Annotated in this window: 23 protein-coding genes; 17 read left to right on the top strand and 6 right to left on the bottom strand. The window is 69.1% G+C overall.

Annotation, left to right across the window (positions count from 1 at the left end; translation table 11 throughout):
- The coding region (locus BHQ18_RS25270) for a septum formation family protein (RefSeq protein WP_084294369.1) at positions 1–1,441 on the bottom strand (1,441 nt) is incomplete at its 3' end.
- A gap of 93 nt (positions 1,442–1,534) precedes the next feature.
- Here BHQ18_RS25270 and serS point away from each other — a divergent pair.
- From serS to BHQ18_RS25255, 3 genes are read left to right on the top strand one after another with little or no spacing between them, the layout of a single operon-like run.
- Positions 1,535–2,794 (top strand): serine--tRNA ligase, encoded by a 1,260-nt coding sequence (gene serS, locus BHQ18_RS25265; protein ID WP_069416398.1) that lies wholly within the window; start codon positions 1,535–1,537, stop codon positions 2,792–2,794.
- A 59-nt stretch (positions 2,795–2,853) separates the two neighbouring features.
- Positions 2,854–4,002: a zinc-dependent alcohol dehydrogenase gene (locus tag BHQ18_RS25260; RefSeq protein ID WP_069416397.1), complete on the top strand. Its 1,149-nt coding sequence runs from the start codon at positions 2,854–2,856 to the stop codon at positions 4,000–4,002.
- Between the two features lie 10 nt (positions 4,003–4,012).
- Complete coding sequence (locus BHQ18_RS25255) at positions 4,013–4,576, top strand: hypothetical protein (RefSeq protein ID WP_069416396.1); 564 nt, start codon at positions 4,013–4,015, stop codon at positions 4,574–4,576.
- On the opposite strand, the gene BHQ18_RS25250 is transcribed toward BHQ18_RS25255, so the two are convergent.
- From BHQ18_RS25250 to BHQ18_RS25240, 3 genes are read right to left on the bottom strand one after another with little or no spacing between them, the layout of a single operon-like run.
- Positions 4,573–4,899 (bottom strand): hypothetical protein, encoded by a 327-nt coding sequence (locus tag BHQ18_RS25250; RefSeq protein ID WP_069416395.1) that lies wholly within the window; start codon positions 4,897–4,899, stop codon positions 4,573–4,575. The genes BHQ18_RS25255 and BHQ18_RS25250 overlap by 4 nt on opposite strands.
- A complete protein-coding gene (locus BHQ18_RS25245) occupies positions 4,896–6,458 on the bottom strand; it encodes an MBL fold metallo-hydrolase (RefSeq protein WP_069416394.1) in 1,563 nt (520 codons plus the stop codon). The genes BHQ18_RS25250 and BHQ18_RS25245 overlap by 4 nt, the downstream gene beginning before the upstream one ends.
- 38 nt (positions 6,459–6,496) lie before the next feature.
- Positions 6,497–7,183 carry a phosphotransferase gene (locus tag BHQ18_RS25240; RefSeq protein WP_069416393.1) on the bottom strand — a complete coding sequence of 229 codons (687 nt, stop codon included), beginning with the start codon at positions 7,181–7,183 and terminating at the stop codon, positions 6,497–6,499.
- Positions 7,184–7,201: 18 nt separating this feature from the next.
- On the opposite strand from BHQ18_RS25240, the gene BHQ18_RS25235 reads away from it, so the two are divergent.
- From BHQ18_RS25235 to BHQ18_RS25225, 3 genes are all read left to right on the top strand, one after another.
- Positions 7,202–8,020, top strand: coding sequence for a lysophospholipid acyltransferase family protein (locus tag BHQ18_RS25235; RefSeq protein ID WP_069416392.1), 819 nt, complete (start codon positions 7,202–7,204; stop codon positions 8,018–8,020).
- 5 nt (positions 8,021–8,025) lie between these two features.
- Positions 8,026–8,787 carry a lysophospholipid acyltransferase family protein gene (locus BHQ18_RS25230; protein ID WP_069416391.1) on the top strand — a complete coding sequence of 254 codons (762 nt, stop codon included), beginning with the start codon at positions 8,026–8,028 and terminating at the stop codon, positions 8,785–8,787.
- 79 nt (positions 8,788–8,866) lie between these two features.
- Positions 8,867–9,679 (top strand): Cof-type HAD-IIB family hydrolase, encoded by an 813-nt coding sequence (locus tag BHQ18_RS25225; RefSeq protein ID WP_069416390.1) that lies wholly within the window; start codon positions 8,867–8,869, stop codon positions 9,677–9,679.
- Here BHQ18_RS25225 and BHQ18_RS25220 read toward each other — a convergent pair.
- Together BHQ18_RS25220 and BHQ18_RS25215 are read right to left on the bottom strand one after the other, a co-directional pair.
- Positions 9,676–11,292 carry an N-acetylmuramoyl-L-alanine amidase gene (locus BHQ18_RS25220; protein WP_069416389.1) on the bottom strand — a complete coding sequence of 539 codons (1,617 nt, stop codon included), beginning with the start codon at positions 11,290–11,292 and terminating at the stop codon, positions 9,676–9,678. The two genes, BHQ18_RS25225 and BHQ18_RS25220, sit on opposite strands and share 4 nt — an antisense overlap.
- Positions 11,293–11,426: 134 nt before the next feature.
- The gene (locus BHQ18_RS25215; RefSeq protein ID WP_069416388.1) at positions 11,427–12,341 is read right to left on the bottom strand and encodes a hypothetical protein; all 915 of its coding nucleotides are present in this window, start codon (positions 12,339–12,341) and stop codon (positions 11,427–11,429) included.
- A 224-nt stretch (positions 12,342–12,565) separates the two neighbouring features.
- Between BHQ18_RS25215 and glf the strand changes: the two genes are divergently transcribed.
- From glf to fadD32, 11 genes are all read left to right on the top strand, one after another.
- A complete protein-coding gene (gene glf, locus BHQ18_RS25210; protein WP_069416387.1) occupies positions 12,566–13,804 on the top strand; it encodes a UDP-galactopyranose mutase in 1,239 nt (412 codons plus the stop codon).
- Entirely contained in the window at positions 13,801–15,753 is a 1,953-nt protein-coding gene (locus BHQ18_RS25205; RefSeq protein WP_069416386.1) for a glycosyltransferase, read from the top strand. The genes glf and BHQ18_RS25205 overlap by 4 nt, the downstream gene beginning before the upstream one ends.
- Positions 15,746–16,270, top strand: coding sequence for a phosphatase PAP2 family protein (locus BHQ18_RS25200; protein WP_069416385.1), 525 nt, complete (start codon positions 15,746–15,748; stop codon positions 16,268–16,270). Before BHQ18_RS25205 ends, BHQ18_RS25200 begins: the two co-directional genes overlap by 8 nt.
- A 38-nt stretch (positions 16,271–16,308) precedes the next feature.
- A complete protein-coding gene (locus BHQ18_RS25195) occupies positions 16,309–17,220 on the top strand; it encodes a decaprenyl-phosphate phosphoribosyltransferase (RefSeq protein WP_069416384.1) in 912 nt (303 codons plus the stop codon).
- Positions 17,198–19,258 carry a terminal beta-(1->2)-arabinofuranosyltransferase gene (zomB, locus tag BHQ18_RS25190; protein ID WP_069416383.1) on the top strand — a complete coding sequence of 687 codons (2,061 nt, stop codon included), beginning with the start codon at positions 17,198–17,200 and terminating at the stop codon, positions 19,256–19,258. Before BHQ18_RS25195 ends, zomB begins: the two co-directional genes overlap by 23 nt.
- Before the next feature lie 67 nt (positions 19,259–19,325).
- Positions 19,326–20,330 (top strand): alpha/beta hydrolase, encoded by a 1,005-nt coding sequence (locus BHQ18_RS25185; RefSeq protein WP_234794310.1) that lies wholly within the window; start codon positions 19,326–19,328, stop codon positions 20,328–20,330.
- 120 nt (positions 20,331–20,450) lie between these two features.
- Positions 20,451–21,488: an esterase family protein gene (locus BHQ18_RS25180; RefSeq protein ID WP_069416382.1), complete on the top strand. Its 1,038-nt coding sequence runs from the start codon at positions 20,451–20,453 to the stop codon at positions 21,486–21,488.
- Positions 21,489–21,676: 188 nt separating this feature from the next.
- A complete protein-coding gene (locus BHQ18_RS25175) occupies positions 21,677–22,564 on the top strand; it encodes an alpha/beta hydrolase-fold protein (RefSeq protein ID WP_069416381.1) in 888 nt (295 codons plus the stop codon).
- A 56-nt stretch (positions 22,565–22,620) separates the two neighbouring features.
- The gene (locus BHQ18_RS25170; RefSeq protein ID WP_069416380.1) at positions 22,621–23,106 is read left to right on the top strand and encodes a DUF732 domain-containing protein; all 486 of its coding nucleotides are present in this window, start codon (positions 22,621–22,623) and stop codon (positions 23,104–23,106) included.
- Between the two features lie 18 nt (positions 23,107–23,124).
- The gene (gene culp6 / locus BHQ18_RS25165) at positions 23,125–24,132 is read left to right on the top strand and encodes a carboxylesterase Culp6 (protein WP_069416379.1); all 1,008 of its coding nucleotides are present in this window, start codon (positions 23,125–23,127) and stop codon (positions 24,130–24,132) included.
- Between the two features lie 169 nt (positions 24,133–24,301).
- Positions 24,302–26,191 carry a long-chain-fatty-acid--AMP ligase FadD32 gene (gene fadD32, locus BHQ18_RS25160; protein ID WP_069416378.1) on the top strand — a complete coding sequence of 630 codons (1,890 nt, stop codon included), beginning with the start codon at positions 24,302–24,304 and terminating at the stop codon, positions 26,189–26,191.
- Positions 26,192–26,202 lie beyond the last annotated feature (11 nt).

Raw genomic sequence — 26,202 nt, 5'->3', positions numbered from 1 at the left:
AGCTGTTGCCGTGCAGGAACAACTGCACGGTCTCCCACTGCCCGACCGCGAAGAGCCCGACGAACACGCCGACCAGGGCGGGCACCCCGATGCCGACGAGCCGCAACCGGGTCATCACCGCGGTGCGATAGGTCGCGACCGGAGGTGGTGGCGGGCCGCCGAGGAACACGTTGCCCGGCGGCGGCGCGGGGGCGTCGGTCGGCGGCGCCTCGGTCGCGGTCGTGCCGTCGCTGTGCAGCGGACCCGGACCGTGCGAGGTCTGCTGGTCGCTGGACGTGTCACTGGAGGTGTCGCTGGCGCTGCTGCTCGAGGACTGGTCGCTGGTCGCCGACGAGCTGCTGCTGGAGTCGTCGAGTTCGGGCATCGGGATCGGCGGGAAGTTCAGCCGTTCCTCGGGGATGTCGGGCGGCGGCACCGGCGGCTGACCGTTGATCAGCAACGGCCCCTTGGCGCTGTTGAGCAGCGTCGACCACCCGCCGTTGCCGAGCGTGGACCCGATGCTGCACGACACCTGATGGCTGCCCGCCGCCCAGCTCGGTGCCGAGATCGTGCTGTAGATCAGCGTCAACGTGGTGCTGCGCAGCTGGATCGGCGCCAGGTACGCGTCGGTCATCCGCGTGCACGCGTCCTTGATGAAGCTGTCCTGCTCCGGCTCGGGCGGCAGCCCGCCTGGGAACTTCTCGGCGAGGTTGACCGCGCCGGTGACCTCCATGGCGTGCGGGGCCGCGCAGTCGGCCGGGATGTCGGTCGGCTGGTTCGTGGTCGGATCGATGCCCAGGCAGGTGCCCGCGGGCCACACCTTCGACTGGTCGATCTCGGCGACCTTGCCCTTGAAGGCCAGCTGCTGGTTGTTGGGGCCGGGCAGCTGCAGACCGCACAGCATGCGTCGCTCACCGGACTGGCGCCACGCCTTGTCGCCGGACCACAGCATGCTGACCGTGAACCGGCTGTTCGGGTCGAAGCGCGCACCCAGGTAGCGCTTCACCGCCGTCGAGCACTGCTCCTGGCTGATCTGCTGGATGCGGGCGGCCGACGGCGGTGGCGCCTCGGGCCCGTACTCGCTGCCGGGGAAGGTGCGCATGTCCACCGACTGCGCGACCTCGAAGCGGTGTTCCTCGTTGCAGTCGACGATCGTGGCGGCGTCCGGGGTGCGGTCCGGCCAGTTCAGGCAGTCACCGGCCTTGGCGTGCGAGAACGTCTCGTTACCGCGGGGGCCCAGCGAGATCGTGCTCGCGGTCAACCCGCTGGCGCCCTCGGACTGCGGCAGCGCCGTGATCAGCCCGGCGATCAGGATCCCGCCGAGCGCGATCAGCAACAACGCACGACTGGTCGACGTGGCGTGGACGCTTCTCCACCACGCCACCCGGCCTGAGTCGGCTGGCCGCGAATCGGGCGCGTCAGCGCCGTTCGGGTGCCCGGGTGCCTCCAACATCTGCTCCATTGTGACAGGCGTGTCAGGCGCTGTGACAAGTGATGCAGTTGTAAAGTTACGCGGTTGTGCTGGACGGCCCCCTCGACCAGTAGGGTTGCCCGCGTGATCGACCTCAAGTTGCTGCGCGAAAACGCCGAAGCCGTCCGGGCCTCGCAACGTGCCCGCGGGGAAGACCCGAGCCTCGTCGACGCCCTGCTCGAATCCGACGCCGCGCGCCGCGCCGCGGTGTCGGCGGCCGACAACCTGCGCGCCGAGCAGAAGACCGCCAGCAAGAAGGTGGGCAAAGCGTCACCCGAGGAACGCCCGGCCCTGCTGGAGGCGGCCAAGGCGCTCGCCGAGAAGGTCAAGGCCGCCGAGGCCGCCCAGTCCGAGGCCGCCAAGGCGTTCACCGAGGCGCACATGAAGATCTCCAACGTGATCCTCGACGGCGTGCCGGCCGGCGGCGAGGACGACTACACGGTGCTCGACGTCGTCGGCGACCCACCGCGCCTGGACAACCCCAAAGACCATGTCGAACTCGGCGAGTCGCTGGGGCTGTTCGACCTCGAACGCGGCGCCAAGGTCGCCGGGGCCCGGTTCTACTTCCTCACCGGCGCGGGAGCGCTGCTGCAGCTGGGCCTGATGCAACTGGCCGTGCGGCTGGCCGTGGACAACGGTTTCACGCTGATGATCCCGCCGGTGCTGGTGCGCCCGGAAGTCATGGCGGGCACCGGTTTTCTCGGCGCGCACAGCGACGAGGTGTACCGGCTCGAGGCCGACGACATGTACCTGGTCGGCACCTCGGAGGTGCCGCTGGCCGGCTACCACGCCGACGAGATCCTCGACCTGAGCGGCGGGCCGCTGCGCTACGCCGGGTGGTCGTCGTGTTTCCGCCGCGAGGCCGGCAGCCACGGCAAGGACACCCGCGGCATCATCCGGGTGCACCAGTTCGACAAGGTCGAAGGCTTCATCTACTGCAAACCCGAAGACGCCGAGGCCGAACACGACCGGCTGCTGGGCTGGCAGCGCCAGATGCTGGCGATGATCGACGTGCCCTACCGGATCATCGACATCGCCGCCGGTGACCTCGGCTCGTCGGCAGCCCGCAAGTACGACTGCGAGGCGTGGGTGCCCACCCAGCAGACCTACCGCGAGCTCACCTCCACGTCGAATTGCACGACGTTCCAGGCGCGCCGGCTGTCGGTGCGCTACCGCGACGACGACGGCCGACCGCAGACCGCCGCGACCCTCAACGGCACGCTGGCCACCACCCGGTGGCTGGTGGCGATCCTGGAGAACCACCAGCAGCCCGACGGCAGCGTGCGCGTACCGGAAGCGTTGGTGCCGTACGTCGGCACCGAAGTGCTGACGCCGAAGAAATAGCGGGCGGCGCACGCCGGAGCCGATGTTTCACGCTGCCGGGTCCGGGTAGCTCTGCCCCCGTGAAAGCCATGGTGTACCGCGGCCCGTACAAGATCCGGGTTCAGGAGAAGGACATCCCGGCGATCGAGCATCCCAACGATGCGATCGTGCGGGTGCAGTTGGCCGCGATCTGCGGCTCGGATCTGCATCTGTACCACGGCATGATGCCCGACACCCGGGTCGGGATGACGTTCGGTCACGAGTTCATCGGCGTCGTCGACCGCGTCGGACCGTCGGTGCAGAACCTCAAGCCCGGTGACCGGGTCATGGTGCCGTTCAACATCTTCTGCGGTTCCTGCTACTTCTGCTCGCGCGGGCTGTACTCGAACTGTCACAACGTCAACCCGAACGCGACCGCCGTCGGCGGCATCTACGGCTACTCGCACACCTGCGGCGGGTACGACGGCGGGCAGGCCGAATACGTGCGGGTGCCGTTCGCCGATGTCGGCCCCAGCATCATCCCGGACTGGATGTCCGACGAGGACGCGCTGATGTGCACCGACGCGCTGGCCACCGGCTACTTCGGCGCGCAACTCGGCGACATCGCCGAAGGCGACGTGGTCGCGGTGTTCGGCGCCGGACCGGTCGGGTTGTACGCCGCGAAATCGGCCTGGCTGATGGGCGCCGGCCGGGTCATCGTGATCGACCACCTCGAGTACCGGTTGGAGAAGGCCCGCACCTTCGCCCACGCCGAGACCCTCAACTTCGTCGAGTACGACGACATCGTCGTCGAGATGAAGAAGACCACCGGCTATCTGGGCGCCGACGTCGCGATCGACGCCGTCGGCGCCGAAGCCGACGGCAACCTGCTGCAGCACGTCACCGGAGCGAAGCTCAAGCTGCAGGGCGGTTCCCCGGTCGCGCTGAACTGGGCCATCGACTCCGTGCGCAAAGGCGGCACGATCTCGGTGATGGGCGCCTACGGCCCGATCTTCTCGGCGGTCAAGTTCGGCGACGCGCTGAACAAGGGGCTGACGCTGCGGATGAACCAGTGCCCGGTCAAACGGCAGTGGCCGCGGCTGTTCAGTCACATCCAGAACGGCTATCTCAAGCCCAGTGACATTGTCACGCACCGGATTCCGCTCGAACACATCGCCGAGGGCTACCACATCTTCTCCGCCAAACTCGACGACTGCATCAAACCCGTCATCGTGGCGGGCGCCGCCTGAGAGGACGCTGATGACCTACACCGCCGACCACCCGCCCGTCCCGTCGTCCGACGAACTGCGCGCCCGCATCCCCGGCTGGGGTGCCGACCTCGACCCCGCCGACCGGCCGTCGGTGCCCAAGCTGGCCGCCGTCGAGACCGGCGCGCGCTGGGAGTTCCCCGAACGCCAGCCCGAGAAGTGGCCGCGGGAACGCTCGATCGAGCACCAGATCCTGACCCCGGTGTTCGGCACGTCGACCCCGCCGCGCGGGCTGTCCGGAGCGATCCGGCGCTACTCCTACCGCACCTACAGCGAAGGCCGCGCCGCGCACTGGCTGCTGCTGATCCTCGCCGACCGGGTCGACGCGCTCGAGAACCATCTGCTGTCGCTGCTGAGCCTGCACCCGGACAACCCGGTCACCCAGACCGGCCTGACCACCGAGTTCAAGTACAACGGTGTCGCGGCGCGGGCCAGGAGCAGGCGCGCCGACGTCAACCACATGTGGCTGGACCCGGTCATCGTGGCGGGCCCGTGGCTGGCCACCGCGGGCGCGGGCGTACTCGCGCTGCGACGCCTGCGGCGCGCCAGGCGCTAAGGCAGCAGTTCGGCCAGCCTGGCGACGAACAGGTCGGGGTCGGCCGGGGTGAACGCCGGTTGCCACCGTGCGTCGACGTCGAGGGTGATCAGCGTGTTCTTCAGCGGCCTGCGCACATCCAGCGGAAGCCAGCGACGCAGATCCGAACTGCCCCACAGCCGGTAGCGGTGCATCCAGTTCAGCGGGGTCGCGGTGTAGCCGCGCACCGCCCGCAGCGGAATCACCTTCGACGTGCCCGACGGAAAGTGGTAGCGGCGCAGCGTGATCGCCTCGCGGTCGAGTTGGATCATGCCGTCGTCGTAGAACTGCTGCGGCGCGGTCATAGTTGCCTGCTGCGCAGTTCGTGGCCCTTCGTGGTCAGGCAGCGGCCGTTCTGCAGGTTCCACTGCCACCCGTGCAGGTTGCAGGTCAACGTCGAGCCCTCGACCACCCCGAACTTCGACAGATCCGCCTTCAGGTGCGGACAGCGTCGCTGAATTTCCCAGCCGTCCAACGTGATCGACGCGGTGTCGTCATGCGCCTCGGCGAACCAGCCGTCCGCGTAAGCGATCCGCTCGTCGGTCAGGCACTTGAAGAACGTGTACAGATATTCGTTGTACCCGCCGACCCGCCAGGCCCGGAACCGGGTCGACAAGAAGATCGTGTTGACCCAGTCCGGCTCGTTGTCGCGCAGCACGGTGCGAACCAGCTCGGGCGCGACGGCGAACCCGTAGCGGTACTTCTCATCGGGGATCGGTTCACGCACAACCCGTTTCGGAAAATCCAAGACGACGGTCTCGTCGTGGCCGCCGCCGCGCAGCTCGAGTTCGACGGGGTAGCCGATGCCGTCGCATATCTGGTCGCTCTGCACCATGATCGGTTCGAACAGCGTGCGCAGCGGTTCGAGCAGCGACTCGCCGGCGGCCGGCGCCCAGCTCGCCTTCTCGGCGGCCAGCACCGGAGCCATGCGCTCGGCGTAATCGGCGATGTAGGCGGCCTTGCCGGTGGTGAAGATCGACTCGACTTCGGCGTCGGGCAGCGGGTGCTTCACCGAATCCAGTTGTGAGCCTGTGAAAGTCGCCGTCGTGCCGGGAATCATCAGCAGCCCGCCGTCGTGGCCGTGGCTGCGCATCTGGTCCAGGAACACCACCTGGTCGGGGAAGATGTTGGCCGGGTCGTCGTGGTCGTCGTTGAGGTCGCGCAGGTCGTCGTCGAGGAAGCACGGCGGGCCCGCCGACGGGATCACCCACGTCGCACCCACCTGCGCGATGTACTGGCGGCAGCGGTCCATCTGGCGCTGCCGCTTCTGGATGCCGAACGCCTCCTTGGCGCGGGCGGGCATGTCGTAAACCATCGGGTACCAGATCGCGCCCGAGTACTGCAGCATGTGCACGTCGACGTGCCCGAAGTCGGCGTGCACGACGTCGAGGTCGACGGGCCGGGCGTCGTTCATGTTGAACGCCACCGTCTGTCCGTCGTCGACGATGAGCCCGGAGTCACCGATCGGACCGTCGGCGGGGGCCCGCAGCGCGATGATCATCACACCCAGTTCGCCCTTGGGTCCGCTGACGGTGTGGCGCACCGAGTCCGTCGTCTCGAAGAACCGGTGAAAGCCCAGCTTCTCGAGTTCGCGGCGCAGGTCGGGGACCGGATAGTCGGGCAGCAGCACGACGGCGTCCTTGTTGACGTGCTCGCGTAGCAGCTTCGGGTCGAAATGGTCGCGGTGCAGGTGCGAGACGTACAGGTAGTCGCAGTCGCCGAGCGCGTCCCAGTCCAGCGCGCTGTTGTCGGGGAACGGGAACCACGACGCGAAGTAGGCAGGGTTCACCCACGGGTCGCACAGCACGCTGCCCGCCGCGGTGTCGATGCGGAATCCCGCGTGACCAATGCTCGTGACCTGCACAAATACCCTTCCTGCGTGTGTGGTTTCCCGCCGCGAGTCTAGCCCGCCGCCGGCTGGTCCCCGTCCCACGCGCGGCGGTAGAAGGCGATGCGGTCCACGTCGGCGGCCGCGCCGTACGCGTCGAGGAGGATCTCCTGGAAGCCGCCCGGACCCCCGGTGGGGAAGTTCCAGTCCAGCGACATGGTTGCGACGGCCAGATCGGCCCACCGGTCGGCGACACCCAGGTCGCCGAGGTCGACGTGCCCGCTGAACGCGCCGTCGTCGTCGAGCAGCGTGTTCGGTGAGCACGGGTCGCCGTGGCACACCACCGGGCGGTCGGCGGGTGGCGCGTCGGCGGGCACCCAGGACGGGCGGCCGAACGGACAATCGGCGACCGGTAGCGCGTCGTGCAACCGCCGCAGCCCGGTGCCGATCGCGCGCGCCGCAGTCTGGGGATCGTCGGCCCACCGCGGGTCGACCGCCGAGTACCCGGGCAGCCGCGCGGTGTGCAGCCAACCCGGCCCGGCCGCCAGGACCTCGGGAACCAGTGTGTAGCGCCGAGCCCAGCGCAGCCGCGGCTCCTCGGCGGCCAACAGGTGCGCGTCCCCCACCTTCACGAACTCCGTGCCGCCGACCTCGAACGTCACCCCGCCCAACTCGTTGACCCACACCGCGCGCACCGGCCGTCCGGCGGCGATGCGGATGACGACGGCCGGTGTCGGCACGGGTTCGGTGGGTGCGCTCACGCGACTAGGCTGCCTGATGTGGAACCGGTATACGGCACCGTTATTGCGCTGGCACGGACGATCTGGCGCGTGCAGGGGTTGAAGTTCACGGTGACCGGCGTGGAGAACCTGCCCACCACCGGTGGCGCGGTGATCGCGATCAACCACACCAGCTACTTCGACTTCACCTTCGCCGGTCTGCCCGCCTACCGGCAGGGCCTCGGCCGCAAGGTCCGGTTCATGGCGAAGAAGGAGGTCTTCGACAACAAGATCTCCGGGCCGATCATGCGCAGCCTGCGCCACATCGAGGTGGACCGCGACAGCGGCGCCGACTCGTTCGCCCAGGCCTGCCAGAAGCTCAAGGAAGGTGAGCTGGTCGGCGTCTACCCCGAAGCCACGATCAGCCGCAGCTTCGAGATCAAGGAGTTCAAGTCCGGCGCGGCGCGGATGGCCATCGCCGCCGACGTGCCGATCGTCCCGCACATCGTCTGGGGCGCCCAGCGGATCTGGACCAAGGGGCATCCCAAGAAGATGTGGCGGCCCAAGGTGCCGATCTCGATCGCGGTCGGCGAGCCGATCCCGCCGACGCTGCCGGCCCCGGAGCTGACCGCGCTGCTGCACTCGCGCATGCAGCACCTGCTGGAGCGGGTGCAGGACGAGTACGGTGCGCATCCGGCCGGTGAGTTCTGGGTGCCGCACCGGCTGGGCGGCGGCGCGCCGACGCTGGCGGAGGCCAACCGGATGGACGCCGACGAGGCGGCCGAAAAGACCGCGCGCCGCGCGCAGCGCGCAGATCCGAGCGCGCAGCGCGCAGATCCGAGCGCGCAGCGGCCCGATCCGACCGGAGCCCCGGAGTAGCGCCTGTGGAGCCCGTCTTCTACTCGCTCGAGGTGCTCGTCAAGGCGGCGGTCCGGATCAACGGGATCGGGATCTCCTACCGCGGCCTGGACCACATCCCGGCCGAGGGCGGTGCGGTGATCGCGATCAACCACACCAGCTACGTCGACTGGCTGCCGGCCGCGTTGGCCGTGCACTACCGCGGCCGGCGGCTGCGTTTCATGATCAAAGAAGAGATGCAGGAAGTGAAGGTGATCAACTTCCTGATCCGTCGCACCGGCACCATCCCGGTGGACCGTCGCGCCGGCGCGGGCGCCTACGCCGTCGCGGTGGAGCGACTGCAGGCCGGTGAGCTGGTCGGGGTCTATCCCGAGGCGACCATCAGCCGCAGCTTCGAGCTCAAGGACTTCAAGACCGGCGCGGCCCGGATGGCCGCCGAGGCGGGGGTGCCGATCGTGCCGCTCATCGTGTGGGGCGCGCAGCGGATCTGGACCAAGGACCATCCGCGTCGGCTGGGCCGCAGCAAGATCCCGATCATCGTCGAGGCCGGCGCGCCGCTGCCGGCGGCCGACACCATGGCCGAGACGCTGCAGCGGCTGCGCACCGCGATGACCGAACTGCTGCACAAGGTGCAATTGGAGTATCCGCATCCGGAAGGGGCATTCTGGGTACCCCGGCGGCTGGGCGGCGGCGCGCCGACACTCGACGAGGCCAAACAGCTCGACGAGGCTGAACTCGCCGAGCGGGCGCGCAGGCGCGCCGAGCGAGAATCCAGAAGCCACCGGTGACCGCCGGTGGTGACCGAATGCGACGACCGGTGACGCCGGTGCGAGAGGGCGGATCACCGTAATGACGCGGACTTCAGGCATGCCCCGGCTCATCGCCTCCGATGTCGACGGCACCCTGCTCGACGACGACGAGAAGGTCACGCCCCGTACGCGGGCGGTGCTGACCGCGGCCGTACAGGCGGGCACCGAGTTCGTGATCGCCACCGGGCGCCCGCCGCGGTGGGTGCAGCCGGTCGTCGACGCGCTCGGGTTCGCCCCGATGGCGGTGTGCGCCAACGGCGCTGTGGTCTACGACCCGGCCACCGACCGGGTGCTGGCCGCGCACACGCTGGGCACCGACGTGCTCGGGGAACTGGCCGAGATCGCGACCCGGCTCATCCCCGGCGCCGGGCTGGCCGTCGAGCGGGTCGGCGCCAGCGCTCACGACGCGGCCACCCCGCAGTTCGTCAGCTCACCGGGCTACGAGCACGCCTGGCTCAATCCCGACAACACCGAGGTGTCGCTGGCGGACCTGCTCAGCGAACCGGCGATCAAACTGCTGATCCGCAAGGCCGGCGCCCGCAGTGACGACATGGCCGCGGTGCTGGCCGACCAGATCGGGGAGCACGGGGACATCACGTTCTCCACCAACAACGGGCTGATCGAGGTGATGCCGGTCGGCATCAGCAAGGCCAGCGGCGTCGAGGACCTGGCCCGCCCGCTCGGCATCGCCGCCGAGGACGTCGTCACGTTCGGCGACATGCCCAACGACGTGCCGATGCTGCGCTGGGCCGGGCTCGGCGTGGCGATGGGGCACGGGCACCCCGACGCGCTGGCCGCCGCCGACGAGGTCACCGCCACCAACAACGAGGACGGTGTGGCCCGGGTGCTCGAGCGGTGGTGGGACGCCTAGCTGGGGCTGATCGGCGGGGTGAAGCGCTCGAGTTGGACGGGCGGGTTCTCGATCATCGGTTTGGGCAGCTCCACCGGCACGCCGTCGGCGACGCGGGTGACCGTGCCGCTCTCGCGGTCGAAGTTCAGCGTGCCGTGCTGGAAGTTCTGCACGATCCACAGCGGTTCGTGGATCTCGGCGCTGGTCGGCAGTCCCAGCGCGCCGCGCTCGAAGCCCAGCGTCCCCCATGCCCGGTAGATCTCGCCGACGACCGGTTGCGCGCCGCTGTTCGGTGACCAGTACACGGCGCCGTTCTCGAACGTCACGTAGCGGGCGTCGCGGTCTCCGGCGGCCTCCAGCGATGTCGGCCTGCCCAGCGGGCTGTTCATCGCGCCCATCGCCTCCCAGCGCGCGAAAATCGCACCGCCGCGCAGGGATTCGGCCAGGTCGTCGGGTCCGGGCGGGTGGTTGAAGCGCGCCGCGATGTCACGGATGTGGTCCATCAGCGCGTAGGCGGCGTTGCCCGGGCACTCGGTGACGCCGACGTCGCGGTGGGTGAAGATGGCCGGCAGCGTCGGTGTCGCGCCGACCGGGAACTTCGAGAACGACCCGCCTGCCGACGGCAGCACCGCCTGCCCGCGCGGGTCGATGCGGTCCATGCCGAGCCGCCAGCCCAGCAGCCGTCCGGTGGTGCGGGCCTGGATCGGGGTCGGCGGCACCACCTCGAAGTTGCCCATCATCGCCACACCCCAGGTGTTGCGGTTGAACCCGCCGGTGTGCGCGCCCTCGACCGGCCGGGTGATCCCGCCCGCGCGGCCCTCGAACACCTGGCCGTACTTGTCGACCAGCGCGTTGTAGGCGATGTCGCACCAGCCCAGCGTGCGGGTGTGGTACTCGTAAATCGACCGGACGATGCCCGCCGAGTCCTCGGGTGCGTACTCGTTGCTGCCTGCGGTGTGGTGCACGATGCCGGCGCGGATGCCCACGTCGTACTGCGGGCCGCACCGCATCGATTCGTCGGCGCCCCACTGCGGCCGGGCGATGATGTTGGGCGGCTGGCCCGGCGCGTTGACCGCCGACGGCACCGGCAGCGTGTCGACCGGCGCCTGCGGCGGGCTGATCAGCACGGCGTTGAGGTTCTGCCCGACGGGTTGTTCGACGTTGGCCGGCACGTAACCGAGGTCGGGCGCTTTTGTGGCCGGTTTCGGCGCGGCCGGGGCCGGGGTGCCCGGCGGGCGGATGACCGCGATCTGCACGGTGGTGGTGCGGCCGACGAACACGGGCTCGGTGCCGCGCAGCCCCGGACCGGCGTCCTGCGGGCCGACGCCCTCCATCGGTTCGGCGTCGTACCAGGGGCCCCAGCTGCCGTCGGCTTTCTTGGCGCGCACCCGAGCGCTGGTCCCGGTCAGGTCCTGGGCGGTCAACGCGACCATGGAGAACGGCGTGTCCTGGTGCAGCTCGCGGATCGTTTCGCCGCCGCCGACGGTGAGTGGCTGCTCGGTCACCTGCGGTGCGTCGGCGGCCGGTGCGCCGGTGTCCTCACCGGGCAGGCCGTACACGGCCATCGGCAGCAGCACCAACGTCGCCGCCAGCGCAGTGAACAGCAGCGAGGGCGCTGGACGACGAGCAGGCACGGACCGATGTTACGTATGTGTCAGATGTTGCTAGTGGTACGACACGGCTGATCGGGCCGTTAAATGTCGGGCACGACCTGCAACGGCACCGCAGAGCCGGGGGAAGCTTCTGCGGTGCCGTCGGGTAACAGGTCTCAGGCGCCGGGGACCGGGGCCGGGCCGGGGCCCGGCACCGGGGGTACGGCGGGCGGCTTGACCGCCGACATGATCGCCGGCATCACCATGCCCTTGAGCAGGTCGATCGCCTGTCCGGCGCCGAGTTGCTCGGCCATGCCGGACAGTTCGCCGATGATGCCGCCGCTGCCACCGCTGGTGGCCGCGGGCATCGTCGCCAGCGACGGGTCGCCGAGGATCGGATAGGTGCCCGCGGCCGGGTCCAGTCCGATGGGCGCGGAGATCGGGATCTCGCTGGGTGCGGGCAGCCCGGCACCCGCCGAGATCGGCACGGTGGCCAGTCCCGGATCGGTCAGCGCCGGCGGGGTGGACAGCCCCGGGGTGGTCGGGCTGGTCAGTGCCGGATTGGTCAGCGCCGGGCTGGTCAGGCCGGGATCGGTCAGCGACGGACCCGTCGCCGAGATCGGCGGCACCGTCGCGCTGGGCGCGGTCAACCCCGGCGTCGTCAATTCCGGCGTGGTCAGCCCGGGAGTCGTCAGGCTCGGCGCGGTCAGACCGGGCGTGGTCAGTTCGGGCGTGGTCAGCCCCGGCGTGGTCAGGCTCGGCGAGGTCAGACCGGGCGTGGTCAGGCTCGGCGAGGTCAACCCCGGCGAGGTCAATGTCGTCGTGGTGCCCGGCCCGGAACCGGTGAGAATCCCGGTCGGCATCGGCGGCAGGTTGATGCCGAACTGGGAGAGCCCCTGGGACAGGGCGGACATCAGCTCGTTGGGCAGGTCGGTGATCAGCGCCGCCTGGACGAACTCGCGCTGTTGCGGCCCGGGCTTGGTGCTGTCGGACAGTTCGCTCACGGCGACCACTGCGGCGGGACTCGCGACTGCCAGGGCCAGGACTGCGCTCGTGGCTGTCGACAGCCTGCGTCGACGTCGGTTCGGCACGGAAGTCTCCTCAATACATGGACTACGTCTGCTAGTGGGCCAGTTGGGTCGTGCGCGGCGTGAACGAGCCCGGTTGGCGCCGTCGACAGGGATAGCCGACGTGATCGACGGTACGGCTGTGACTAGTGAGACTAAAGTGACGATATGGAATCGTGAGCCGATCGCAACCTTGCGCCCTTGTCGGATTCGAGGGGCGCGGTCACGGTCGGATACCCTGACTGCCGATGACGACTGCCAATCCCGGGGGCCCAGCGCGCCAGCCAGCCGGACGTTTCGACCTGATTGTCGTCGGCTCCGGATTCTTCGGCCTGACGATCGCCGAGCGCGTGGCCACGCAGCTCGACAAGCGTGTCCTGGTCGTCGAACGCCGTCCGCACATCGGCGGCAACGCGTACTCCGAGCCCGAACCCGAGACCGGCATCGAGGTGCACAAATACGGGGCGCACCTGTTCCATACGTCCAATCAGCGGGTGTGGGACTACGTGCGACAGTTCACCGAGTTCACCGGCTACCAGCACCGCGTCTTCGCGATGCACGCCGGACAGGCCTACCAGTTCCCGATGGGTCTGGGCCTGGTGTCGCAGTTCTTCGGCAAGTACTTCACCCCCGACGAGGCCCGACAGCTGATCAAGGAGCAGGCCGCCGAGATCAAGACCGAGGACGCGCAGAACCTCGAGGAGAAGGCCATCTCGCTGATCGGGCGTCCGCTCTACGAGGCGTTCGTCAAGGGGTACACGGCCAAACAGTGGCAGACCGACCCCAAGGACCTGCCCGCCGCCAACATCGCCCGGCTGCCGGTGCGGTACACGTTCGACAACCGCTATTTCAACGACACCTACGAGGGCCTGCCGGTCGACGGGTACACCCGCTGGCTGGAGAACATGGCCGCCGATGAGCGCATCGAGGTCCGGCTGGACACCGACTGGTTCGAGGTGCGCGACGGGCTGCGCGCGGAGAGCCCGGCCGCGCCGGTGGTCTACACCGGCCCGCTGGACCGCTACTTCGACTACGCCGAGGGTCGACTCGGTTGGCGCACACTCGATTTCGAGATGGAGGTGCTCGACACCGGCGATTTCCAGGGCACCCCGGTGATGAACTACAACGATCTCGACGTCCCCTACACCCGGATCCACGAGTTCCGCCACTTCCACCCGGAACGCAAGTACCCGACCGACAAGACGGTCATCATGCGCGAGTTCTCCCGGTTCGCCGACGCCGACGACGAGCCCTACTACCCGATCAACACCGAGGCCGACCGGGCGCTGGTGGCCGCCTACCGCGCCCGGGCCAAAGTTGAAACAGCCTCGGCCGCAGTGCTCTTCGGTGGACGCCTGGGCACCTACCAGTACCTGGACATGCACATGGCCATCGCCAGCGCGTTGAGCATGTACGACAACACGCTCGCGCCGCACCTGCGCGACGGTGCGCCGCTGGCCGACCCCCCAGAAAGCAGTACCGCATGAGCGACATCCCGTCCGGCGCGCTCGACGCCGCGGAATCCAAGGCGGTCAGCCTGCTGGCGCGCATCATCCTGCCGCGCCCCGGCGAACCGCATGACGTCCGCAAGCTCTACATCGAGGAAGCCGACACCAACGCCAGGCGCGCGCACGCGCCCAGCCGAACCGAACTCGAGATCGGCGCCGAATCCGAGGTGTCGTTCGCGACGTACTTCAACGCCTTCCCCGCCAGCTACTGGCGGCGCTGGTCCACGCTGGACACCGTGGTGCTGCGGGTCGAGCTGACCGGCAGCGCGCGGGTGGACGTCTACCGCTCCAAGGCCACCGGCGCGCGGATCACCGTCGGCGGTGCACCCGTGGTCAGCGAACGCGAGGGGGAGCCCGCGTCGGTCGAGTTCGAACTCGACCTGACCCCGTTCGAGGACGGCGGCTGGATCTGGTTCGACATCGCCACCGACGCCAAATCGACGCTGCACCATGCCGGTTGGTACGCCCCGGTGCCCGCACCGGGCCGGGCCAACGTCACGGTCGGCATCCCGACGTTCAACCGGCCCGCCGACTGTGTCAGCGCACTGGCCGCGCTGACGTCGGATCCGTTGGTGGACCAGGTGATCGGCGCGGTGATCGTCTCCGACCAGGGCACCAGGAAAGCCAAGGACCACCCCGGTTTCGACGAGGCCGCCGCGGCGCTGGGCAACCGGCTGTCCATCCACAACCAACCCAACCTCGGCGGGTCCGGCGGCTACAGCCGGGTGATGTACGAGGCGCTGAAAAACACCGACTGTGAACAGATCCTGTTCATGGACGACGACATCCGCATCGAGCCCGACTCGATCCTGCGGGCGCTGGCGATGAACCGGTTCGCCAAGAAGCCGACCCTGGTCGGCGGTCAGATGCTCAACCTGCAGGAGCCGTCGCACCTGCACGTGATGGGCGAGATGGTCGACTCCGAGAACTTCATGTGGACCAATGCGGTCAACACCGAATACGACCACAACTTCGCGAAGTACAAGCTCAGCGACGAGGAGCAGGAACGCAGCCGGCTGCTGCACCGCCGCATCGACGTCGACTACAACGGCTGGTGGATGTGCATGATCCCGCGGCAGGTCGCCGAGGAGCTCGGCCAGCCGCTGCCGCTGTTCATCAAGTGGGACGACGCCGATTACGGGCTGCGCGCCGGTGAGCACGGCTACCCCACCGTCACGCTGCCCGGCGCTGCGATCTGGCACATGGCCTGGAGCGACAAGGACGACGCGATCGACTGGCAGGCGTACTTCCACCTGCGCAACCGGCTGGTCGTCGCCGCGCTGCACTGGGACGGCAACGTCCGCGGCCTGATCGCCAGCCACTTCAAGGCGACGATGAAACACCTTCTGTGCCTTGAATACTCGACGGTCGCCATCCAGAACCGGGCGATGGACGATTTCCTGGCCGGACCCGAGCACCTGTTCTCGATCCTGGAGTCGGCGCTGCCGGAGGTGCGGGCCATGCGCCAGGAGTACTCCGACGCGGTGGTGCTGCCCAGTGCGACCGTGCTACCGGAACCGTCGGACAAGCGCTGGCGCAAGAAGGTCAAGATCCCCACCAACGCACCCGCAATCTCGTGGCGCCTGGCCCGCGGGGTGCTCCACCAACTCAAGGCGCACGACCCCGAGCACCATCGCCGCCCGCAGATCAACGTCGCCACCCAGGACGCCCGCTGGTTCTCGCTGTGCCGGGTCGACGGGGTCACGGTGACCACCGCCGACGGCCGCGGGGTGGTCTACCGCCAGCGCGACCGCGAGCAGATGTTCGAGCTGCTGCGCGAATCGCTCAAACGCCAAGCGCTGCTGGCGCGCAAGTTCAACCGGATGCGCAAGGTCTACCGCGAGGCGCTGCCGATGCTGACCAGCACGCAGCGGTGGGAGTCGGTGCTCAACTCCACCGACACCGTGGAGTCGGCACGCCATGGCTGAACAGCCGCGCGGCGAAGAGGCCGCGTTGGTCGCCGTGCAGTCCGCCCTCGCCGGCCGGCCCGGCGTGGTGGCGGCCGCGCGGGCGATGTCGCACTTCGGTGAGCACAGCCTGGGCTGGGTGGCGGTCTCGATGCTGGGCGCGGTGCTCGCGCCGCGACGCCGGCGCGCCTGGCTGGCCGCCGGGGCCGGGGCGTTCTGCGCGCACGCCGCCGCGGTGCTGATCAAACGTGTTGTCCGGCGCGAACGTCCGCACCATCCGGCGATCGCGGTCAACGTCGGCACACCGAGCCGGTTGAGTTTCCCCTCCGCGCACGCGACGTCCACCACGGCCGCTGCGGTGCTGATGGCCAGGGCGACCGGCCTGCCGCTGCCCGCCGTGCTGGTGCCGCCGATGGCGTTGTCGCGCCTGGTGCTCGGCGTGCACTACCCGAGTGACGTCCTCACCGGTGTCGCGGTCGGCGCCGCGGTGGCCAAGGCCGTCGGTACCGTCGCCGACCGCACCGGAGGGGACCGATGAGCATCTCCAGTGACAGCAGCGCAGGAAGCGTACGGCCAATGAGCGAACCGGCACCGGTCAAGGGACCGCCGAAGAACGTCGTCAGCGGGTTGGTCAAGGCGATCCGCCCGCGGCAGTGGGTCAAGAACCTGCTCGTGCTCGCCGCGCCGATCGCGGCGCTCGGCGGCGACGTGGACTACGACTACGGCGAGGTCGGGGTCAAGATCCTGATCGCGTTCGTGTCCTTCTCGCTGGCGGCGTCGTCGATCTATCTGGTCAACGACGCCCGCGACGTCGAGGCCGACCGCGCGCACCCGACCAAACGGTTCCGGCCGATCGCCGCGGGCGTGGTGCCCGAGTGGCTGGCCTACATCGCGTCGTCGGTGCTCGTCGTTGCGGCACTGGGCATCTCGATGCTGGCCTCGACGAACCTGACCATCGTGATCGCGGTCTACATCGCGATGCAGCTGGCGTACTGCTTCGGGCTCAAACACCAGGCCGTGCTCGACATCTGCATCGTGTCCTCGGCGTACCTGATCCGCGCCATCGCGGGCGGCGCGGCCGCGGGAATCCCGCTGTCGCAGTGGTTCCTGCTCGTGATGACGTTCGGGTCTCTGTTCATGGTGGCTGGTAAGCGCTACGCCGAACTGCAGCTCGCCGAGCGCACCGGCGCCAAGATCCGCAAGTCGCTGGAGAGCTACACCGCGTCCTATCTGCGGTTCGTCTGGACGCTGTCGGCGACCGCGATGGTGCTGTGCTACGGGTTGTGGGCCTTCGAGCGCGACGGCGCGACGGCGTCCTGGTACGCGGTCTCGATCGTCCCGATCACCATCGCGATCCTGCGCTACGCGGTCGACGTCGACGGCGGACTGGCCGGTGAGCCCGAAGAGATCGCGTTGAAGGACCGGGTTCTGCAGCTGCTGCTGCTGGCGTGGATCGGGACCATCGGTGCCGCCGTCTTCCTCAGCTGACACGGCGGTCCGGTCCACCGCGTGGACCGGTGAGCTCAACCGTCGCCTGGCCCGATGGCCGGCGTTCCGCTACGACACCACGGTCCGGCTGAGCCTGTGGGCCAGCGTGATCGTGGTCGCGGCGCTGTTCGGGTGGGGCGCCTGGCAGCGGCGCTGGATCGCCGACGACGGCCTGATCGTGCTGCGCACGATCCGAAACCTGTTGGCGGGCAACGGACCGGTGTTCAACGCCGGCGAGCGGGTGGAGGCCAACACTTCCACCGTGTGGACATACCTGGTGTACCTGGGTGCGCTGGTCGGGGGATCCGTGCGCCTGGAGTACGTGGTGCTCACGCTGGCTCTGGTGCTCAGCGTGCTGGGCGTGGTGTTCGCGATGCTGGGCACCGGCCGGCTCTATGCGCCGAGCCTGCGCGGGCGCCGCGCGCTGATGCTGCCCGCCGGTGCGCTGGTCTACATCGCCGTGCCGCCGGCCCGCGACTTCGCCACCTCCGGGCTCGAAAACGGTTTGGTGCTGGCCTATCTCGGGCTGCTGTGGTGGATGATGGTGTGCTGGGCGCAGCAACCGCGCGCCTACCAGCCGGCCGATCCGCGCGGCGGTGCGCCGACGATCCGCAGGCAACCCGCCGGGCCGCAGACCGCACCGCGACGGCGACCCGGCGCCTTCGACATCGCGCTGGCGTTCCTGGCCGGCCTCAGCGTGCTGGTGCGCCCGGAACTGGCCCTGCTCGGCGGTCTGGCGCTGGTGATGATGCTCGTCGCGGCGCGCGACTGGCGCAGCCGCGCGGTGCTGCTGGTCGCGGGCGGACTGCTGCCGGTGGCGTACCAGATATTCCGGATGGGCTACTACGGCTTGATCTTTCCGGCCACCGCCGTCGCCAAGGACGCCTCCGGCGCGAAGTGGTCACAGGGGTTCGTGTACCTGGCCAACTTCAACCAGCCCTACCTGCTGTGGGCGCCGGCGATCCTGCTGGCCGGGCTCGGCGCGGTGGTGTGGGTGACCCGCGGGCGCAGCGGGTCCGGCGGTGCCGCCGCATCCGGTCGCAGACGGTTGGTGCGGATGGTGCAGAGCCCGGCCGCGGTGGTGATCTTCTTCCTGATCAGCGGATTGCTGCAGGGGGTGTACTGGATCCGGCAGGGCGGCGACTTCATGCACGGCCGGGTGCTGCTGACCCCGCTGTTCTGCATGCTGCTGCCGGTGTCGGTGATCCCGGTGGTGCTGCCCGATACCACCCGAATGGCCCGCGGCGCAGGCTATCTGTTCGTCGGCGCCACCGGCCTGCTGTGGCTGGCCGTCGCGGGTTGGGCGCTGTGGGCGGCCAACTCGGGCGGGATGGGCAAGGACGCCACCCGGGTGACCTACAGCGGCATCGTCGACGAGCGACGCTTCTACGCGCAGGCCACCGGGCATGCGCATCCGCTGACCGCCGCCGACTACCTGGACTATCCGCGGATGCGCGCGGTTCTCGAGGCGTTGGAGAACACCCCCGACGGTGCGCTGCTGTTGCCGTCGGGCAACTACGACCAGTGGGACGTGGTGCCCGCGCTCCCGCCGCCGCCGGACGCACCGGAGGACTACAAGGGCCCGCACACAGTGTTTTTCACCAACCTCGGCATGCTGGGCATGAACGTCGGGCTCGATGTGCGGGTGATCGACCAGATCGGGCTGGCCAATCCGCTGGCCGCGCACACCGCCCGGCTCGAGGACGGCCGCATCGGCCACGACAAGAACCTGTTCCCGGACTGGGCTATCGCCGAGGGACCGTTCCTCAAGGAGCCGCCGTTCATCCCCGGCTACATCGACGAGGAGTGGATCCGGCAGGCGCAGGCCGCGCTGGAATGTCCGGCCACCGACGCGATGCTCAACGCGGTGCGCGGGCCGATGGGGCCGCGGCGGTTCCTGTCGAACCTGGTGCACGCCTACGAGTTCACCCAGTACCGCATCGACCGGGTGCCGCTCTACGAGCTGGCCCGCTGCGGGCTCGAAGTTCCCGAGCCCAAGGAGGCGCCGTATACCGGGATGCCGGCGACCGGCCCGTAACGCGGGGGCAGCCTCGCACCGATAGATCAGTCGCGGGCCGCTGTCCGCGCTGATGTCCGACTCGACGATGAATGGATCACCTGTGCGAACCTGGCTTCGCCGCGCGCTGGCGGCGGTCGCCGCGGCGGTGCTGCTGCCGGGACTGGGCGTGATGCTCGGCGCCCCGCAGGCCGGCGCGTTCTCCCGCGAGGGGCTGCCGGTGGAGTACCTCGACGTGTACTCCCCGTCGATGGGCCGCAGCATCCGGGTGCAGTACCAGCCCGGTGGTCAACCTGCCTCCCAGAATCAAACCAAAGCGGTCTATTTACTCGACGGTCTGCGCGCCCGCGACGACTACAACGGCTGGGACATCGAGACCGCGGCGTTCGAGTGGTTCTTCGACTCGGGGGTGGCCACCGTGATGCCGGTGGGCGGACAGTCCAGCTTCTACGCCGACTGGTACTCGCCGTCGAGTTTCAACAGCCAGCGCTACACCTATAAATGGGAGACGTTCCTGACCGAGGAACTGCCCGCCTGGCTGTCCACCGAAAAGCAGGTGTCGCGCACCGGAAACGCCGTGGTCGGAGTGTCGATGTCGGGCAGCGCCGCGCTGGCGCTGGCCGCGCACCATCCGGCGCAGTTCGGCTACGCGGCCTCGCTCTCGGGCTATCTGAACCCGTCGGCGCCCTACATGCAGGGCGCGATCCGGGTCGCGATGCTCGACGCCGGCGGCTACAACGTCGACAACATGTGGGGTCCACCGTGGGATCCCGCATGGAAACGCAACGATCCGATCCGCCAGGTCGACAGGTTGGTGGCCAACGGCACCCGGCTGTGGATCTACTGCGCTCCGGGCGGTGCCACACCGCTCGACGTGAACGCCGACCCCAACCTGGCGCTGGCCGCCAGCAGCCTGGAAACCCTGGCGTTGAAGAGCAACAAGGACTTCCAGTCGGCCTATCTCGCGGCCGGTGGAAACAACGCCACGTTCGACTTCCCGCCCGCGGGAAATCACGCGTGGCCGTACTGGGGTGCGCAGTTGCAAGCCCTGAAACCGGACCTGATCGCATCGCTCCAAGGCGGAGCGGCGTGACCAGGAACGACACACTTCGAATGGGAAGATCACAACAAGGTGTGGTTGACTGCACGGGTTACGCGGCTTGCCCGAGGGGCTGTTCCGCGTGCGGCATACGACAGATGGGATAGAAGAAGCATGAAGTTCGTTGGCAAGATCCGGGGTGCCTGGATCCGCCGGCTCGCAGGCGCGGCGATGGTCGCCGCCGTGCTGCCCGGCTTGATCAGCGCCATCGGAGGCTCGGCGACTGCGGGGGCTTTCTCTCGTCCGGGTCTGCCGGTCGAGTACCTCATGGTGCCGTCCGCCGGGATGGGCCGTGACATCAAAGTTCAGTTCCAGAACGGCGGCCCGAACGCACCGGGCGTCTATCTGCTCGACGGTCTTCGTGCACGCGACGACTTCAACGGCTGGGACATCGAGACCGCTGCGTTCGAGTGGTACCTGGACTCCGGGCTGGCAGTGATCATGCCGGTCGGCGGTCAGTCCAGCTTCTACTCCGACTGGTACGAGCCGGCCTGCGGTAAGGCCGGTTGCTCCACCTACAAGTGGGAGACGTTCCTGACCCAGGAGCTGCCCGCCTATCTGGCCGCCAACAAGGGCGTGAACCCGAACCGCAACGCCGCGGTCGGTCTGTCGATGGCCGGTTCGGCCGCGATGACCCTGGCGATCTACTACCCGCAGCAGTTCCAGTACGCGGCGTCGCTGTCGGGCTTCCTGAACCTGTCCGAGGGCTGGTGGCCGATGCTGGTCGGGCTGTCCATGGGTGACGCCGGCGGCTACAAGTCCGAGGCCATGTGGGGTCCGTCGAGCGACCCGGCGTGGAAGCGCAACGACCCGATGGTCAACATCGACCGCCTGGTCGCCAACGGCACCCGCATCTGGGTGTTCTGCGGCAACGGCAAGCCCGCCGAGATCAACGGCCGGGTCGCAGGTGACAACTTCAACGCGAAGTTCCTCGAGAGCTTCACGCTGCGCACCAACGAGACGTTCCAGGAGCAGTACCTCGCCGCGGGTGGCAAGAACGGCGTGTTCAACTTCCCGCAGGGTGGTACGCACGACTGGCCGTACTGGGGTCAGCAGCTGCAGCAGATGAAGCCGGACATCCAGCGCGTGCTGGGTGCCACGCCGCAGCCGTCGACGCCGATCGCCACGGAGGCGGCCGCGACCGGTAACTGACCGGTCCGTCACCAGACACATCGCTGAACGGCGGTGACCCTTCGGGGTCACCGCCGTCAGTGTTTCTGTGGACGTTTCCGGGGGCCTTTCGGATACCGGCCCGGACCCTTTCGTGCTCCCGGGGCCGACGTGTGTGATTGACTACCTCGCGCGGGGATAAGGCAAGCCGAACGTGAGGTGGGCAGTCGATGCGTGGGTTCTTTCGGGCGATCTTGACGATGGCGCTGGCCGCCGGCTTGTGGACCGCGGGCACGGTGACGGCGGCGACGGCGCACGCCGACGTCGAGATGCTGATGGTGCCGTCGGCGGCGATGGGCCGCGACATCCCGGTGGCCTTCCAGGGCGGCGGTCCGCACGCCGTGGTCCTGCTCGACGCGTTCAACGCGGCACCCGACGTCAGCAACTGGGTCACCGCGGGCAACGCGATGAACACACTTGCCGGCAAGGGCATCTCGGTGGCGGCGCCGGCCGGCGGGGCGTGGAGCATGTACACCAACTGGGAGGCCGACGGCAGCAAGCAGTGGGAGACGTTCCTGGCCGATGAGCTGCCCAACTGGCTGGCCGCCAACAAGGGCCTGGCCCCGACCGGGCACGGGATCGTCGGCGCCGCCCAGGGCGGTTACGGCGCGATGGCGATGGCCACCTTCCACCCCGACCGGTACCGCTTCGCCGGCTCACTGTCGGGATTCCTGGCCCCCGAGCGCACCGGTGTCGACGGAGCCATCACCGCGGGTCTGGCGCAGTTCGGCGGCGTCGACACCCGCAACATGTGGGGCCTGCCACAGCTGGGCCGCTGGAAGTGGCATTCGCCCAATGTCCACGTGCAATTGCTGGCCGACAACAACACCCGGCTGTGGGTGTGGAGCGCACCGGTCGGCGGCTGCACCGACCCGGCCGCGATGATCGGCTACTGCGACATCGCCCAGGGCACCAACCGGGAGTTCTACCAGCACTACCGCGGCGTCGGCGGGCACAACGGGCACTTCGACTTCCCGACCAGCGGCACCCACGACTGGGGTTCGTGGAGCGGGCAACTCGCCGCGATGGCCGACGAACTCGCCACCACCATCAAGTAGCCGGCGAGCACGCCTCGCTACCGGGGGTCGGCGACGGCAGCCGGTACCTTGGAGGCGTGCAACGCTCGGTACGAACCACACCCCCGGGGTCGCTGCGGGGACTGCTGGTGGGTTCGCTGGTCACCGGGTCCGCCGCGTTGCTGACCGCGTGCTCGGGCGCCGACATGATGTCCACCATCGGACTGCCGACATCGCAGGCCGCGCCCGCGCACGGCGAGTCCAGCGCCGCCGCGCCCGGCCCGCCGCCGGCCGGGCCCCGGTCCAATGCGCTCGTCGTCACCGACCGCCAGCGCAGCTTCCTCGACGGGCTCGCCGAGGCGGGGGTGCGGCCGTCGAGTGACCTGCTGGCCCTGTCGATCGGGTCGTACGTCTGCCAGGCGCAGGCCGCCCAGCACACCGACCAGGAACTCTGGGACTCGGTGTACCCGATGGTGCGCGGCGACGCCGACGACCGGATGTCCGGTCTGACGCCGCCGGCCGCCGTGGACGTCGACGCCGAGACGTCCGACTACATTCGCATCGCAACCGACCGACTCTGCTAGCAGGAGCCGCATCCACCCATGGCAACAACCAATCGGCGGAAACGCCACCGCATCCTCGCGCTCGTGGCCGCCGGGGCGATGGCACTCGTCGTGGTGCTGCTCGTCGTCGTCGTGGTCGTCATCCTGCGCAAACCCGACGGGCCGTCGACCGCCGTGCCGCCGTCGGCGGTGCCGCCCACCGACATCAGCCCGGGTAAGAAGCCGCGCCCGGAGTTCCAGGACGCCAGTTGCCCGGACGTGCAGCTGATCTCGGTGCCGGGCACCTGGGAGTCCGCACCGCAGATGGACCCGTTCAACCCCACCCAGTTCCCCATCGCGCTGCTGCTCAACGTCACCAACCCGGTGCGCGCGGAGTTCGGCCAGGACCGCCTCGAGGTCTTCACCGTTCCCTACACCGCGCAGTTCCACAATCCGTTCGCCCAGGACGGCCAGATGACCTACAACGACAGCCGCGCCGAAGGCACCCGCGCGACGGTGCAGGCGATGACCGACATGAACAACCGCTGCCCGCTGACCAGTTACGTGCTGGTCGGCTTCTCGCAGGGCGCGGTGATCGCCGGCGACATCGCCAGCGACATCGGCAACGGGCGCGGCCCGGTCGACGAGGACCTGGTGCTGGGCGTGACGCTGATCGCCGACGGCCGCAGGCAGGAGGGGGTCGGCAACGACATCGGCCCCAACCCGCCCGGGCAGGGCGCCGAGATCACGCTGCGCGACGTCCCGATGCTCGACGGCATGGGGTTGGCGATGACCGGGCCGCGGCCGGGCGGTTTCGGGGCGCTCGACGAGCGCGTCAACGAGATCTGCGCACCCGGCGACCTGATCTGCTCGGCGCCGCCGCAGGCGTTCAACATCATGAACCTGCCGAAGACCATCGACATCCTGATCGGCGGTGCCGGACAACCGATCCACGCGATGTACGCCACCCCGCAGTTCTGGAATGTCGACGGGGCTTCGGCGACGCAGTGGACGCTGGGCTGGGCGCGTGAGGTGATCGATAACGCGCCGCAGCCGAAACATGGCTGACCCGTAACCATCCAGATTTGGACTGCGTTCGGCGGTCACTTAACATTAAGAAATAACTAAGAGCAGTGGGTGAAGGCCGACCGGTAGGATCGTCGGGTTCGGGGGGAGCGCGTCGGGGATCATGTTCGAGTCGGCATCGAGAAGCGAGTGCCGTTGACAGGAGAGTGCGATGGGGTTCCATAACCCGTTCATCAAGGACGGTCTGATCAAGTTCCCGGACAACGGAAGCCTGGTCAAACACGTCGAACGATGGGCGAAGGTGCGTGGAGACAAGCTCGCCTACCGCTTCATCGACTTCTCCACCGAGCGCGACGGGGTGGCCCGCGATCTGCGCTGGGCCGACTTCGGCGCCCGCAACCGCGCGGTCGGCGCGCGCCTGCAGCAGGTCACCCAGCCCGGCGACCGGGTCGCGATCCTCTGCCCGCAGAACCTCGAGTACCTCGTCGCGTTCTTCGGCACCCTGTACTCCGGGCGCATCGCGGTGCCGCTGTTCGACCCGAACGAGCCCGGCCACGTCGGCCGCCTGCACGCGGTCCTCGACGACTGCGAGCCGTCGGCGATCCTGACCACCACCGCCGCGGCCGAGGGTGTGCGCAAGTTCTTCCGCACCCGCCCGGCCAACCAGCGTCCGCGCGTGATCGCCGTCGACGCCGTTCCCGACGAGGTCGGCGCCACCTGGGAGCAGGTCGACGTCGACGTCGAGACCATCGCCTATTTGCAGTACACCTCGGGCTCGACGCGCATCCCGACCGGTGTGCAGATCACCCACCTGAACCTGGCCACCAACGTCGTGCAGGTGATCGAGGCGCTCGACGGTGAAGAGGGCGACCGCGGTGTGTCGTGGCTGCCGTTCTTCCACGACATGGGCCTGATCACCGTGCTGCTGTCGCCGATGCTCGGCCACTACATCACCTTCATGACCCCGGCGGCGTTCGTCCGCCGCCCCGGTCGGTGGATCCGTGAACTCGCGCGCAAGGAAGGCGACACCGGCGGCACCATCTCGGTGGCCCCGAACTTCGCGTTCGACCACGCCGCCGCCCGCGGTGTGCCCAAGGACGGCGAGCCGCCGATGGACCTGTCCAACGTCAAGTGCATCCTCAACGGCAGCGAGCCGATCTCGGCGGCCACCGTGCGCCGCTTCAACGAGGCGTTCGGCCCGTTCGGGTTCAAGCCGCAGGCGATCAAGCCGTCCTACGGGCTGGCCGAGGCGACGCTGTTCGTGTCGACCACCCCGATGGACGCCGAACCGCGGATCACCTCGGTGGACCGCGACGAGCTCAACGCCGGCCGCTTCGTGCCGGTGCCCGACGATTCGCCGAAGGCGGTGCCGCAGGCCGGCGCCGGCAAGATCGGTGTCGCCGAGTGGGCGGTGATCGTCGACCACGACACCGCCACCGAACTGCCCGACGGCCAGATCGGCGAGATCTGGATCAGCGGCCAGAACATGGGCACCGGCTACTGGGGTAAAGAGGAAGCCACCCGCGAGACGTTCCAGAACATCCTCAAGTCGCGGACCAACCCGTCGCACGCCGAAGGCGCGGCCGACGACGCGACCTGGGTGCGCACCGGTGACCTCGGCGCCTACCACGACGGCGAGCTCTACATCACCGGCCGCACCAAGGACCTGGTCATCATCGACGGCCGCAACCACTACCCGCAGGACCTGGAGTACTCCGCGCAGGAGGCCACCAAGGCGCTGCGCACCGGCTTCGTCGCCGCGTTCTCGGTGCCGGCCAACCAGCTGCCCGACGACGTCTTCGAAAACGCCCACTCCGGTCTCAAGCGCGACCCGTCGGACACCTCCGAGCAGCTGGTGATCGTCGGCGAGCGCGCGCCCGGCGCCCACAAGCTCGACATGGGCCCGATCGCCGACGACATCCGCGCCGCGATCGCGGTGCGCCACGGCGTCACCGTGCGCGACGTGTTGTTGACCCCCGCCGGCGCGATCCCGCGGACCTCCAGCGGCAAGATCGGTAGGCGCGCCTGCCGTTCGGCCTACCTCGACGGCAGTCTGCGCAGCGGGAAGATCGCGAACGCGTTCCCCGACGAGACAGACTAGAACTCCCTGGA

This window comes from Mycolicibacterium flavescens, assembly GCF_001722335.1.
Classification (GTDB): Bacteria; Actinomycetota; Actinomycetes; order Mycobacteriales; family Mycobacteriaceae; genus Mycobacterium; species Mycobacterium flavescens.
This window is presented reverse-complemented; position numbering and strand designations above follow the sequence as displayed.

Coding starts and splice junctions, on each gene's coding strand:
- fadD32 (WP_069416378.1), top strand. CDS start 24,302: ATGGGGTTCCATAACCCGTTCATCAAGGACGGTCTGATCAAGTTCCCG.
- culp6 (WP_069416379.1), top strand. CDS start 23,125: ATGGCAACAACCAATCGGCGGAAACGCCACCGCATCCTCGCGCTCGTG.
- BHQ18_RS25255 (WP_069416396.1), top strand. CDS start 4,013: ATGACCTACACCGCCGACCACCCGCCCGTCCCGTCGTCCGACGAACTG.
- BHQ18_RS25180 (WP_069416382.1), top strand. CDS start 20,451: ATGAAGTTCGTTGGCAAGATCCGGGGTGCCTGGATCCGCCGGCTCGCA.
- BHQ18_RS25185 (WP_234794310.1), top strand. CDS start 19,326: ATGAATGGATCACCTGTGCGAACCTGGCTTCGCCGCGCGCTGGCGGCG.
- BHQ18_RS25250 (WP_069416395.1), bottom strand. CDS start 4,899: ATGACCGCGCCGCAGCAGTTCTACGACGACGGCATGATCCAACTCGAC.
- BHQ18_RS25175 (WP_069416381.1), top strand. CDS start 21,677: ATGCGTGGGTTCTTTCGGGCGATCTTGACGATGGCGCTGGCCGCCGGC.
- BHQ18_RS25200 (WP_069416385.1), top strand. CDS start 15,746: ATGGCTGAACAGCCGCGCGGCGAAGAGGCCGCGTTGGTCGCCGTGCAG.
- glf (WP_069416387.1), top strand. CDS start 12,566: ATGACGACTGCCAATCCCGGGGGCCCAGCGCGCCAGCCAGCCGGACGT.
- BHQ18_RS25225 (WP_069416390.1), top strand. CDS start 8,867: ATGCCCCGGCTCATCGCCTCCGATGTCGACGGCACCCTGCTCGACGAC.
- BHQ18_RS25205 (WP_069416386.1), top strand. CDS start 13,801: ATGAGCGACATCCCGTCCGGCGCGCTCGACGCCGCGGAATCCAAGGCG.
- BHQ18_RS25195 (WP_069416384.1), top strand. CDS start 16,309: ATGAGCGAACCGGCACCGGTCAAGGGACCGCCGAAGAACGTCGTCAGC.